The organism is Streptococcus pluranimalium, assembly GCF_047785745.1.
Taxonomy (GTDB): domain Bacteria; phylum Bacillota; class Bacilli; order Lactobacillales; family Streptococcaceae; genus Streptococcus; species Streptococcus pluranimalium_B.
Genome location: NZ_JBLOJT010000045.1, coordinates 1 through 13,194, shown reverse-complemented (window position 1 = coordinate 13,194; position 13,194 = coordinate 1). Strand labels below are relative to the sequence as shown.

Genomic DNA, 13,194 nt, shown 5'->3' with positions numbered 1-13,194 from the left:
TACCCACTACAGTTGACGAAGAGCCTAAAAAACGGATTCTCATTGCACTAAACATTAAAAAAGAGAAGACCAAACTGGTCCTCTCTAGAATATAGCTGACATCAACCCACTACAGTTGACAAAGAGCCTAAAAAGGAGACAATGTAAAACGGCTTAGAATCAACGTTTTTTACAACGCTATTCTAAGTCGTTTTTCTGTGTTATAGCTTTTTGCCAAGCCTCTCTCATTTATTTTTTCTAGATCAGTTGCTAGAGTTGGGAGAGAGGTATTTCTTAATCATTAGGCTTTAACTTCAAATCCTTCAGCTACTGCTTCAGGGAAGTTTTCTTCGATGATTTTAGCGCTGGCATCACAAACCATGACACCGTATGACCGCATATGAGTTGTTGGGTCGATGCGACGAGAACGTTCACAAACTTCTCCTTCTGCTCGCTCAACACTGAAGGCAACACCTTCAAAAGCAACAGCATCAGCTGGTTTATCAGCTTCATCTGCAATCGTTAATTGAGATACGATCAATAAGAGTGCAATATCACTATCCAATGACGCTAACAAAGCTTTCATCTCTTCACTTGCGTAAACAGTCAAATGTGCTTCTAAAGATTTACCAATAACCTTAGCATTACGTGCCTCTTCAAGAGCTTTTTGAGCCTGCGTACGGAATTCCATGAAGCCATCCCATTCTTCTAAGATAGCTTCTTGCCCTTCAAACGTTTGAGCTGCTGGCATTTCTGATAGCTGAACAAATTCTTCCTCTTCATGCTCCAAGTATGACCAGATTTCCTCTGCTGTATGAGGCAAGATTGGTGTCAATAACTTAGTGATTTTAACCAAGATATCATAGAAAACAGTCTGCATACGGCGACGCTCTGGGCTATTTGCTGCCTCAATATAAACTACATCTTTAGCGAAATCAAGATAGAAGGCTGATAAATCAACCGTTACAAAGTTAACAACCGCTTTGTAGATAGCCATAAAATCATAAGCTTCATAAGCTTTATTGATTACTTCAACAAGTTTGTTAAATTTGATCGTCATGTATTTATCGACAGCACCTAAGTTTTGGTAAGAAACGGCATCAGTTGAAGGGTTATAATCATGTGTATTTGCAAGTAAGAAACGTAAGGTATTACGGATTTTACGGTAAGTTTCAGAAACTTGGCCAAGGATATCCATAGACACACGAACGTCATTATCAGTATCAACAGATGCTACCCAAAGACGAAGGATTTCAGCACCATATTGTTTTGCTACATCGTTAGGTGAAATGATATTGCCTTTAGATTTAGACATTTTTTCACCCTTACCATCAAGAACAAAACCTTGAGATAGGACACCTTTGTAAGGTGCATGTCCGTTGACCGCTACAGAGGTAATGAGAGATGAGTTAAACCAACCACGATATTGGTCAGAACCTTCAAGATAGAGGTCTGCTGGATATGATAGGTTCTCACGAGCATTCATAACGCCATTCCATGATGAACCTGAATCAAACCAGACATCCATGATATCTGTTTCCTTCGTAAATTCACCATTTGGAGAACCTGGATGGCTAAATCCTTCTGGCAGCAAGTCCTTAGCATCACGTTGCCACCAAATGACAGAACCATATTCAGCAAACAAGTCTGCAACATGATCAGTGACTTCTTTGGTCATGATAGCTGTGCCATCTTCAGCATAGAAGATTGGAAGTGGAACACCCCATGACCGTTGACGTGAAATAACCCAATCGCTACGGTCACGAATCATATTATAAAGACGTGTTTTCCCCCAAGATGGGTGGAAAATTGTTTTGTCAATTTCATCAAGGATTTCTTGACGGAATTTAGCAACAGATGCAAACCATTGTGGAACAGCACGCCAGATGATTGGTTTTTTCGTCCGCCAGTCAAATGGGTATGAGTGATTAATCACTTCTTTGGCAAGCAGCAAATCGCCTAATTTTTCGAGAACAGTTGGTACAACTTTATCATAAAATTGACCTTCAAAATCAGGGCCAGCCAACTCATTCATGAGACCACGCTCATTTACGGTCACATAAACTTCAAGGTCGTATTTCATACCAACATTATAGTCATCTTCACCAAATGATGGAGCAGTATGGACAATACCAGTACCTGAATCTGTTGTAACGTGATCACCAAGAATCACTAATTCATCAACTGCTTCATCCCAAGGATGAGCTGTAACGATATATTCTAATACTGAACCTTTATGACGCTCAAGTACATCAAAAGATTCCCAACCAAATTTTTCAGCAAGTGTATCAACAAGGGCTTCTGCTAAAACAAATTTCCGGTCATCATTAGCTGCTTTAACAACTAAGTAATCTAAGTCTGCCCCAACGGTTAAACCACGTGAGGCCGTGATTGTAAATGGTGTTGTAGTCCAAACAACGATATAAGTATTCGTATCAAGAACACCTTTACCATCTTTAACCTTGTTGGCATAGTAAAGTGATGTTGAATCAATATCATGGTACTCGATTTCTGCTTCAGCAAGGGCAGATTCAGATGACCAAGACCAGTAGACTGGTTTAGCACCTCGATAGATATAACCTTTGTCAGCCATGGCTCCAAAGACACGAATTTGATCAGCTTCAAATTTTGGATCAAGTGTAATGTACGGATTTTCCCAATCTGCTGAAACACCTAAACGTTTAAAATCATCACGTTGTTTATCAACTTGTGAAAGAGCATATTGACGACACATGTCAAGGTATTCAGCCAAATCCATCTCTTTACGTTTTACGCCTTGTTTAGCCAACACTTGTTCAATAGGAAGTCCATGAGTATCCCATCCAGGTACGTATGGGGCAGAAAATCCAGACATCGATTTGGAACGCACAATAATATCTTTTGAAATTTTATTCAAAGCATGGCCAACGTGAATGTTACCGTTAGCATAGGGAGGGCCATCATGAAGATGAAAAGAAGGTTTGCCTTCATTCAATTCTTGACGCTTTTGATAGATAGCCGCTTCTTCCCAGGCCGCTTGCCATTGTGGTTCTTTATTTGGAAGACCTGCGCGCATCGGAAAGGCTGTTTTTCCAAGATTTAAAGTATCTTTTAATTTCATATAAAACTCCTCAAAAAATAAAAAACTTTCATCCTAAAAAGGACGAAAGCTCGTGGTACCACCTTAATTCAGAAAATACTATTATGTCATTTTACAAAGCTAAAAGCTTACTAAAATAGACGAGTATTCTCCCTCTTGAGCTGATAAGGAGGCTCATTCCTTTTAACTTACTTCATTCAGTTAAAATCAAAGAAAATGATAATTTTTTAAATAGGTATGGCAGGACTTACACCAACTCCTGCTCGCTTGGCATTTACTTAAAAAATCGTGTTTTTCTTAATCTTTAAAATTCAATTTAAAAGTTTGTGTTTCATTTAAGTTTAACTCAGAATCATCTTCCTTAAGATTGCTAGAGCCATCACTCTCTACTTCAGAGTCTAAAAGTAATTCGTTGGTTTCTTCAAAACTCAATGACTCGTCTGACAACTCTGATTCAAAAGAAAAGTCCTCAGAAGAACTAATATCAAGCAAAATATCGTCTGTTAACAAGGGCATTTGATCAGCAATTGTCTCCTCTAGCTGACGATTACTCTCTTCGACACGACGTTGTAATTCTGCCATTTCTTCTGGTGAAAATTGACGTGTCGCATCAATAGATGATGTATCAGCCATCTGTGGAACATCATGATTACTCTCAAGAACTGACTCAACAACTTCTCTAAAAGCAACATCTGAGTTTTGAATATAGGAGGCTGTTGGCTGAAATAACTCATCCCACTCCGGTGAATTCACAAGAGCTAAGTGACTTTCAACAGATGATAATAAACGTTGATGGAAAACACGTGTTTGACGTTTCAAATCTTCAGTTCCAACAGCAACTCGTTTAGCTTCCTCAGCAGCTTCACGCAACATATCATTTGCCTTTTGCTTCGATTCTTCAAGAAGAAGCACCGCTTGATTATTTGCATGCGTCAGAATATTATCAGATTCGGTACGAGCTGAAGCTTTCACTTTTTCAGCTGTTTCTTGTGCCAAAATTACTGACTGGCTTAACGATTCTTTCATTTCATCAAAATAAGCCAATTTTTCTTCTAGCATTTTGATTTTTGCTTCTTGTGCTCGATTCTCATGCGTTAATTTTTCAAAGTCATCAACAACGATGTCTAAAAATTCATTAACTTCTTCTTCGCTATAACCACGGAATTTTAGTTTAAATGTTTTATCTTTAATATCAAGTGCTGTAATAGCCATTACAACCTCCTCTATTTCTGTCTAATTTTTTTGACGACCAATTTATATTTTCCTTTTGACGTTATACCATTGTCTGAAATAATACGGCACCTACCGTAACCTCTAACACTGAGTAAGTCATTAACAAGTACTGTTTCAGTCGCTTTCGTCGTTAGTTTATGATTAACTTTTACTTTCTGGGACTGAATCAACTTTTGACTAGTCTGCCTTGGTAATTTATGAACTGCAGCAATGACTTTATCTAGTCTCAAACTTGACACTAGATAGAGTTGCTCTTGTCCCTCCTCCAAATGTTCAATTTTTTGATCAAATGACACCTCTTGGAGTCTAACCGGAACCTTCGCAATTTTGCTAACATTTGTTTCAAAATAGCTAACCATAGATTTTTCAAGAAATATCTGTGCCTCATCACCATTAACTAAAATATCTCCAAAAACAGAGCGTTTAATACCTAATTGATTAATCAAACTCCCCATAATTTGAGAATGACTAAGATGGTTAAACTTTTTAGAATAATGGATATTGAGTAAACTTATTTCAAAATCATCGACATTTAGTTGATAATAATCTGGAGCAATAATGACCCTATGATACTCCTCGGTAAGGATATCACGACTTGAATAAAATGTCAAAGTTGTCTGAGATACTAGCTCATTAGCAATAACTTCCTGTCTAGGATCAAGAAAGTCGGTTAAATGAAAACTGTAAGTATTCTCAACAGAATGAATCATATCTTGAACTTTGTCGATAAAGGCATATTCACTGACATCATAATGTTGGTAAAGGTGTTGCGATTGTTTTTCCATTAGAATAATAGTAAGTAAGAAAAGAGTCTAAGTAATAATTGTAATACAAAGAAAACTGCAACAATCGTCAAATCTATTCCACCAAACTGAAGTCCTAAGCGTCTAAATGGGACCAGAGTTGGCTCAACTATAGAAACAAGAATTTGCCCTAATTTTGTTTGATAAGCTCCTGGAAACCAAGAGAGTAAAGCATAGATTACTAAAAGTGTCGAATAAATTCGTACTACTCTAACTAGAATAAAATATAATAAAAGCATATCAACGTCGTTTCATGTCATAGTCAAAATTCACATCTTGACCAGCGTTTGGTATTGTCATCTCCTCAACATCAACAACTACAAATTGAGGTGTTAATAGATACATAGAAGAACCTACTTTTTGAAGATTACCGGATAAGACACGGCTTGCACCATCAACAAAGTCTAAGCATCGTCGTGCTTGTGCTTCCAGCATATATTGAAAATCAATCAAAACACATTCATTGCTAGCCAATAAATCAACAATTTCAGTTGCATCCTCATATTTACGAGGATATTTCAATGCAATTGTCGGTTGAGCAGATACCTGGTGTTGTGTTTGTTTTTGTGACTGATGATTCATCTGTTCTCTTCCATATTGGTTAGTTGAAGATAAGTGTTCACGAGAATTAGGTTGAGGTGTTGAAACCACTCTTTGAGATCTCGACTGCCCTTGTCTTTGATTTGGATTAGCTGATTGATTAGCAGATCTTGATACTCTCTCTTGTGATCCTAAAGGGTTAGAAGTTGCTTCGCCTCTTCGATCAGCTTGCTGAGGTAGTGCTTCTTCAAATTCCTCGACATCACTAACCTCATCTGTATCAAAATAAGAAATCATTTTTTCGAATCTATCTTTTAATGCCATTTTAGTCTCTCCTATCGAAAGAACGCTGTACCAATTCTAACAAATGTTGCACCATGTTTGATGGCTATAGAATAATCACCACTCATTCCCATGCTCAACTCTGTCATCGGTATATTCTTTATTTTTCGCGCTCTTATTTCTTCCTTCAACTGATAAGTTGCTTCAAATAAACTCTCAAGCTCTGCTTGACTAGCTTCGAAAGGAGCCATCGTCATTAAGCCAACTAAATTAATATTAGGCAGCTCCGCTATTTCCATCAAAGCTTGATCAATATCATCTTTGAAAAAACCATGCTTAGTCATTTCCCCTGAAAGGTTAACTTGTAAAAAGCAATTGATCACATGATCGGCTCGCTTATCAATTTCCTGTGCTAACTTAACGGAATCTAAAGCATGAAAATAATCAACAAAGTTTATGATATCTTTGACCTTACGGCGCTGAAGACTGCCAATCAAATGCCAAGTCACTGGATAATCCGCTAAGGCATGGTATTTATCCAAAAATTTATCAACACGATTCTCTCCAATGTGTCTGACACCAGTCTCAATCAATTGACTTGCTACTTCTGTTCCAACATACTTTGTAACTGCAATAATTTTCACATCTTGAGTTCTAATAGATGACTTACTGAAATTGTCAACATTATTGAAAATCTCTGTTTTATTTTTTGCTAAATCCATTTCTAGTCTTAACGGTTCTTAAAGAATGGCGGAGTATCAAGTTCATCATCCACTTCAGAGGCCCCTGAGAAAGTTGACATATTCAACTTACCATCCAATTCACCTTCTGTCGGACGAGCAATATTATCCCGACGAAGATCCCAATTACCAAAGGCAGAATTTTGATTTGGTTGATTAAAATCAGTTTGAGGGGCACGTGGTGAAGAAGGCATATCAACATTTTGCGCCATATCAAAATTCATTTGACGACGATCAAAGGATGGGGTTGACTCTTCAGAGCGTTGATTATCATATTGACCAGTTGAAGGTTGTGATGGCGCTTGAGTATTGAAGGTACGAGGTGTTGAACGGATACCTGTTACTTGTTCTGTGCGATCTTGACGTACACCAGTTGCTACTACAGTAACACGGATTTCATCTTTAAGTGTGTCATCAATAGACGTACCAAGCCAAATATTAACACCATTTCCTGCAGCTTGACCAACAATTTCAGATGCTTCTTCAGCTTCAATAAGTGTCATATCAAGACCACCGGTAACGTTGACAATAACGTCTTCTGCACCATCAATAGTTGTTTCTAGTAGTGGAGAGTATATAGCTTTACGAGCAGCCTCAACAATACGCTCCTCACCTGAACCAATACCGATCCCCATAAGTGCATTCCCTTTATTGGCCATAACAGTTTTAACATCGGCAAAGTCAAGGTTAATAAGACCTGGGCTTGTAATTAAATCGGTAATCCCTTGTACACCTTGACGGAGAACATTATCAGCCTCACTAAGTGCTTCAAGAAGTGGTGTTTTCTTATCAACAATTTCAAGCAAATTATTATTTGAAATGATAAGAAGTGTATCTACTTGCTCACGCAACTCTTGGATACCCTCAATAGCAAAGTTTCCACGTTTATTACCTTCGAAACCGAAAGGACGGGTTACGACAGCTACAGTAAGAGTCCCCAAGCTTTTAGCAATACGAGCTATAACAGGGGCCGCACCAGTACCTGATCCTCCCCCCATACCTGCAGTAATAAATACCATGTCTGCGCCGGTAAGAGCTTCCGTTAAAACTTCTTCACTTTCTTCAGCGGCTTTGCGTCCAACCTCAGGTTGTCCTCCAGCACCAAGTCCACGTGTTAATTTAGGCCCCAACTGAATAACTGTTTCAGCTTTCGATGAACTTAAGGCCTGGATATCAGTATTTGCTGCAATAAATTCTACGCCAGCAAGACCCTCATCAATCATACGGTTAATGGCATTTCCGCCACCGCCACCAACTCCGATAACTTTAATGATGGCACCTTGCATAGACGCTGTATCAAATGAAAATGACATTTTTATTCCTCACTTTTTAATCAAACATACTACCAAAGAGTCCACGAACTCGATCACCAATATTCTGTTTTGGTTCGCTTGGCTTAGGTGCTTCTTGAATATTTACTTCTTCGTCAAAACGGTTTGCATCACTAAAGGCAAAATCATTTTGAAGGGGTTGCTGTTGCTGAGTTGGCATTGTATAGTTTGAACCAAGATCAATAGGTTTGCGACGAAGAATTTCTTCTCCTGTAACCGCTGACTGAGCGATAATATCAACATCAGTCAAAGTTCCAACATACTCAACCAAGCCAATAACATTAGCAAACATTGGATTGCGGATACCAACTTGATGTGGGACAAAAAGTTTTACTTTAGTACCAAACACCTCTTGCGCTATTTCTACGACTCCTGGTAAAATAGCGCCACCACCAACGATGACAATTCCTCCAGGAAGTTCTAGCAAGCGACCGCGTTCCAAATCTTGCTTAACACGCTCTAAAACATGTTTAATCCGAGCTGAAATTATTTCCGCAAGGTATTTTTCCGTTACATCAACTGGAGTGTCACTTCCGACAACCTCAACTTGAACACTATCTGTTGCACTAGCTTCTCTGACATTGGCATTCCCAAAATTAAATTTCAAAGCTTCTGCTATCTGTAGTGATGTTTTTAAGACTTTTGAAATATCTTTAGTGACATATTCGCCACCTTCTGGATAGATGTTGGTGTACTGCAATTCTTGAGCTCTCATAGTGGCTACTGTCGTCTGACCTCCTCCCATGTCAATAACTGTTGCACCAAATTCACGTTCACCTTCATTTAGAACTGACTTAGTCATTGCTAATGGAGAAATGATAATATTTTCAACAGAAATACCAGCACGTTCAACTGTTTTACGAAGATTATGTAAAATTGTTGTTGGTCCTGTGTAGAGAAGACCACGCATTTCTAGGCGAATCCCCATCATACCACGTGGGTCACGAATTCCTTGAAAGCTATCTACGATGAATTCCTCGGGAACTAAAGAAATCACCTCACGTTCTGGGGTGATGCTTTTAGTTAATGCAGATTTTACAACACTTTCAACATCTTCATCTTTGATTTCTTTTGATTCACTCGTAACAGGAATCATTCCCTGTGTAGGCTCAATTTGCAACAGATTTGCCGGCAATCCAACGTTTATTTTTTCAATTGAAATACCTGATTTTTCTTCTGCTTGTTCAATTGCTAATTTAATTTCTTTTGCTGCTGCATCGATGTCAACAATAATGCCATCCTTTACACCAGAACTTTTTACGTTGCTCACACCGATAACATTCATTTCGCCATCAATATATTCTGCAACAAGTACTTTAATCGAGCTAGTACCGATATCTAAGCCCGTAAAAAAGCCGTTTCTTGCCATTACCCAACCTCTCATTCTTTCCATTACTTACTATTCTAAAAACCACGCACGGGCGGAATCATTCAAAGCATATTATACCATAAAAAAGCGCAAAATGAATAGCTTTTGTGCTTTTTGTTATACAAATGTAACTAAGTAAAATCTCTTTTCAATCTTTATTGTGTTAGTAATTCCGTTTCTGTGTCTTGAGAATTCGTTACTCCTTGAGGGAAATCTTCTCCTTGAGTAGCCTCCTCTGATGCTCCATCATTAGGCTCTGGGGTAGGAGTTGAGTTTTCTTCAGCAACTTCTGGTGAACTAACATCTTCAACAGCGACGTATATTCCAACCTCCATATCAATAGTCCCTGGTGTTGCGAGCATCTTAGAAGCAACTTGGTTATAATAAGGCAGTCTCTCCTTAATTTTTGAAAGAGGAATAAGAACAGTGTTGCCGTCATACATACTTATTCTGATCAGATCTTTTGTTGACTTAGAACCTTCTTTTGAAACAGATTTAATATTGCGACGAATCGTTTTTTTCAAGGATTGTCTAGCTTTGATAAATTCCTTGACATCTTTTTCTGTGTCTAAATTCACACTTAAAAAATGATTCGGTAAATCTTGAGCAGCTTCATCAACCACAACGCCGTTTGATAGGATTGGAAAATAACTCTCTTCTTGCTGACGATAAGCTATAATCCTGTCCTCTTTGACCTTAATCTTAAAATGATTCGGTAGTTCAAAACCAAGCTTAGCCGACTTGACCCATGGATCATTTTTTACAATGGATTTTGCAATCTGGTCTCGGTTTATAAAGACACTAAACAAATAATCATCAGCCTTTATCCCAGAAGCTTGTTGAATCGTAGCTTCATCAGTGAAATGTTGCCCTGAAACAGTAATCTTTTTTGAGGTACTCAAAGGGCTAATCATAAATGCTGAAAACAAGAGTATGACAACACTTAGTGACATCACAACTGCAAAACGGTTACGGTGAGGATTTTTTTTCTTAACTTTTTTAGGCTTTGGTTCTTTTTTGGTTTTTTCCTTACTTTTTTTCACTTTTTTAGGCTTTGACGCCTTTTCATCATCCTCTGATTTATCCCCTAAAAATTGTGACCGTCGAAGCTCCTGAAGACGCTTTTCAGCTTCTTCTTGTTCTGTCTTATCTTGCTCTTTTTTCTTTAAAAATTCCTGATTGCGTTTTTGCCACTCGGTTAGAACTGGCTTATCCTTTTCAGAATCTTTAGTCGTTTCCTTATCTTTTACCATTTTTTATCCTTTTGCCTTCTGAATAGACTCTGTCAATTTCAGATAGAAGGCTTGTTGAGAGGTTAACTCTTGACTATTTTGCATAGCCGCTTCAAATTGCGGTGCATGAGTAAGTAATTCCTGAAGTCTTTGGTTTAAAGTCATCAAAGATAAGTCTTCTTCTGACAATTGAAGAGCATAGCCTCTTTTTTCAAAGTAATCAGCATTTTCAAGTTGGTCTCCACGACTAGCCTCTTTCCCAAGTGGAATAATAAGATGCAACTTTTGAAGAGCAACTAATTCAAAAATGGTATTTGAACCACCTCGAGTAATAACTAAGTCCGCTAAATTCATTAGGGGTTGGTATAAATCTGTGACGTAGTCAACACGGAAAAGATTTTCCTCCAACGTATTAAGCTGAGAATCCCCAGAGATATTAATAATGTTGTACAGTGATGTCAATTCTTTCAAATGATTCGTGATGAAATCATTGAAAACCTTGGCACCAGCTGAACCACCCACAAATAAAATCGTCTTTTTCATAGGATCAAACTGGGCTTTTATCTCCTCAACCATTTGATCGTCTTGAATTGAGTAGGGTTCTACCTTAGTAATCGCACCAATATGCTCCGCTTTAGATAATGAAGCTTCTTGTTCGAATGTGGTGTACATTTTTGTTGCGAATTTATAAGCAATTTTATTAGCCAAGCCCATTGACAAGTCAGATTCATGAACAAAGACGGGAACACCTAGTACTTTAGTTGCTATCACTGGAGGCACTGAAACGAAGCCCCCCTTTGAAAAGAGAGCTTTGGGTCTTATTCTAGCAATGATCACCAAGGATTGGAGGATACCAAACCCTACTTTGAAAATATCACCTACATTTTGCCATGAAAAATAGCGTCTTAATTTTCCTGTCGCAATAGCATGAAAAACAACTTTTTCATCTAGTCGCTGGATTTCATCATATTCAATCCCATGTTTATCACCTATGTAGTGAACTTCCCAGCCATCTTGAATGAATTTTGGAATCAACAATAAATTAAGCGTAACGTGACCCACGGAACCGCCGCCTGTCAAGACAATTTTACCTTTACTCATGATAATCCCCTTTCAAGGACGCGAAGGTCGCCAAAAATTCATCTCCGCGAACTTCAAAATTTTGGTACATATCCCAACTAGCATTTGCAGGACTTAGAAGAACAGTATCGCCGACTTCAGCCAATTCAAATGCTTTTCTTGTCGCATCATCAACATCTTTGGCGTACTCTACAGGAATAGCAATGGATTGTGCTGTATCAGCTAACTTATCAGCTGTTTCACCTAAAACTATCATGGTTTTTAAGCCTTTTAAATCAGGCACTAATTCATCAAAACTATTTCCTCGATCTAAGCCACCAGCTATTAAAATCAACCGTTGATTATCAAAACCTGACAAGGCTTTTTGAGTCGCTAAAATATTAGTTGATTTAGAATCATTGAAAAAAGTAATACCATCAACTGAGCCAACATCTTGCAAGCGATGCTTAACTCCACCGAAAGTTGACAATGTTTCTCTTATAGCTTGATTTGAAATACCTGATAACTTAGCTACAGCAATGGTAGCAAGAGCATTTTCGACATTGTGTTCACCAGGCACACCAACTTCATTAGCTGCCATAATAAACTCGCCTTTGAAATAGAGTTTACCCTCTTCAAGGTAGGCACCATCAACCGCTTCAATCGTTGAAAAAGGAACAACTGTCGCTGCTGTTTTTTCAGCCAAGCGCCGTGCAATGCCTTGATTAAAATTAAGCACAACAAAGTCATCACTTGTCATCTGATTTTGAATATTCCATTTGGCCGCAACATAATCGTCAAACGTACCATGATAATCTAGATGACTTGGTTCAAGATTTGTAATGACAGCAATATGTGGTTTAAAAGTATCTATTCCCATTAGTTGGAAGGAGGATAGTTCCATAATTAAGGTATCATCAGCGCTGGCATCTACAACTACTTCTGAGGCTGGAAATCCAATATTACCAGCTAATAGACCTGATTTACCAGAATGATTGATGACTTCAGCAATCATCGTCGTTGTTGTTGTCTTCCCATTTGAACCTGTAATGCCAACAATTGGAGCCTCTGAAACAAGACCGGCAAGTTCTACCTCTGTCCAAATAGGAATATTTTTCTCTTGAGCCTTTTGTACCATGGCATTAGAATAAGGAATTCCTGGATTCTTAACTATCAAGGCAAACTCTTCATCCAACAATTCTAGTGGATGACTGCCACAAACAACCTTAATTCCCTCTTCTAATAAGGCTTGCGCAGAAGGATTTTCATCAAAAGCTTTGCCATCGTTTACGGTAACAATAGCACCTAATTTTGCTAAAAGACGTACTGCTGCTTGTCCGGACCTAGCTAATCCTAGAACTAAAACTTTTTTATTTTCAAAATTTGAAATCATTTTCATATTAATATAAAACCTGTCAGTTTCTTTATGATAACTACACTTATCTCATCTGACTATTTCCTTTTTTCGTTCAATACTATTGTCTTATTTTACCTTTTATCAAGGCAATTTTCAAGGAGACTACTTTTCTTGACCAGCTAAGAAAAAT

11 protein-coding genes are annotated in these 13,194 nt (G+C 38.1%); all 11 read right to left on the bottom strand.

Annotated elements, in window-relative coordinates; translation table 11 throughout:
• Positions 1-280 precede the first annotated feature (280 nt).
• The 11 genes from ileS to murD all read right to left on the bottom strand — a co-directional run bounded on the left by ileS (position 281) and on the right by murD (position 13,046).
• The gene (ileS, locus tag ACMZ6U_RS06230; RefSeq protein WP_416107178.1) at positions 281-3,079 is read right to left on the bottom strand and encodes an isoleucine--tRNA ligase; all 2,799 of its coding nucleotides are present in this window, start codon (positions 3,077-3,079) and stop codon (positions 281-283) included.
• 276 nt (positions 3,080-3,355) lie between these two features.
• On the bottom strand, positions 3,356-4,270 hold the full coding sequence (locus ACMZ6U_RS06225) for a DivIVA domain-containing protein (protein WP_416107176.1): 915 nt from the start codon (positions 4,268-4,270) through the stop codon (positions 3,356-3,358).
• A gap of 11 nt (positions 4,271-4,281) precedes the next feature.
• The gene (locus tag ACMZ6U_RS06220; RefSeq protein ID WP_416107174.1) at positions 4,282-5,076 is read right to left on the bottom strand and encodes an RNA-binding protein; all 795 of its coding nucleotides are present in this window, start codon (positions 5,074-5,076) and stop codon (positions 4,282-4,284) included.
• Positions 5,076-5,333, bottom strand: coding sequence for a YggT family protein (locus tag ACMZ6U_RS06215; RefSeq protein ID WP_416107172.1), 258 nt, complete (start codon positions 5,331-5,333; stop codon positions 5,076-5,078). The genes ACMZ6U_RS06220 and ACMZ6U_RS06215 overlap by 1 nt, the downstream gene beginning before the upstream one ends.
• 1 nt (position 5,334) lies before the next feature.
• Complete coding sequence (locus tag ACMZ6U_RS06210; protein ID WP_416107170.1) at positions 5,335-5,958, bottom strand: cell division protein SepF; 624 nt, start codon at positions 5,956-5,958, stop codon at positions 5,335-5,337.
• A gap of 11 nt (positions 5,959-5,969) precedes the next feature.
• The gene (locus ACMZ6U_RS06205) at positions 5,970-6,638 is read right to left on the bottom strand and encodes a YggS family pyridoxal phosphate-dependent enzyme (RefSeq protein WP_416107168.1); all 669 of its coding nucleotides are present in this window, start codon (positions 6,636-6,638) and stop codon (positions 5,970-5,972) included.
• A gap of 8 nt (positions 6,639-6,646) precedes the next feature.
• Positions 6,647-7,969, bottom strand: a complete 1,323-nt coding sequence (ftsZ, locus tag ACMZ6U_RS06200) for a cell division protein FtsZ (protein ID WP_416107167.1) — start codon at positions 7,967-7,969, stop codon at positions 6,647-6,649.
• Between the two features lie 16 nt (positions 7,970-7,985).
• Complete coding sequence (gene ftsA / locus ACMZ6U_RS06195; RefSeq protein ID WP_416107166.1) at positions 7,986-9,356, bottom strand: cell division protein FtsA; 1,371 nt, start codon at positions 9,354-9,356, stop codon at positions 7,986-7,988.
• 155 nt (positions 9,357-9,511) lie between these two features.
• On the bottom strand, positions 9,512-10,609 hold the full coding sequence (locus tag ACMZ6U_RS06190; RefSeq protein ID WP_416107164.1) for a cell division protein FtsQ/DivIB: 1,098 nt from the start codon (positions 10,607-10,609) through the stop codon (positions 9,512-9,514).
• A 3-nt stretch (positions 10,610-10,612) separates the two neighbouring features.
• Complete coding sequence (locus ACMZ6U_RS06185; protein WP_416107162.1) at positions 10,613-11,689, bottom strand: UDP-N-acetylglucosamine--N-acetylmuramyl-(pentapeptide) pyrophosphoryl-undecaprenol N-acetylglucosamine transferase; 1,077 nt, start codon at positions 11,687-11,689, stop codon at positions 10,613-10,615.
• Positions 11,682-13,046: a UDP-N-acetylmuramoyl-L-alanine--D-glutamate ligase gene (gene murD, locus ACMZ6U_RS06180; protein ID WP_416107160.1), complete on the bottom strand. Its 1,365-nt coding sequence runs from the start codon at positions 13,044-13,046 to the stop codon at positions 11,682-11,684. Before murD ends, ACMZ6U_RS06185 begins: the two co-directional genes overlap by 8 nt.
• Between the last annotated feature and the right edge of the window lie 148 nt (positions 13,047-13,194).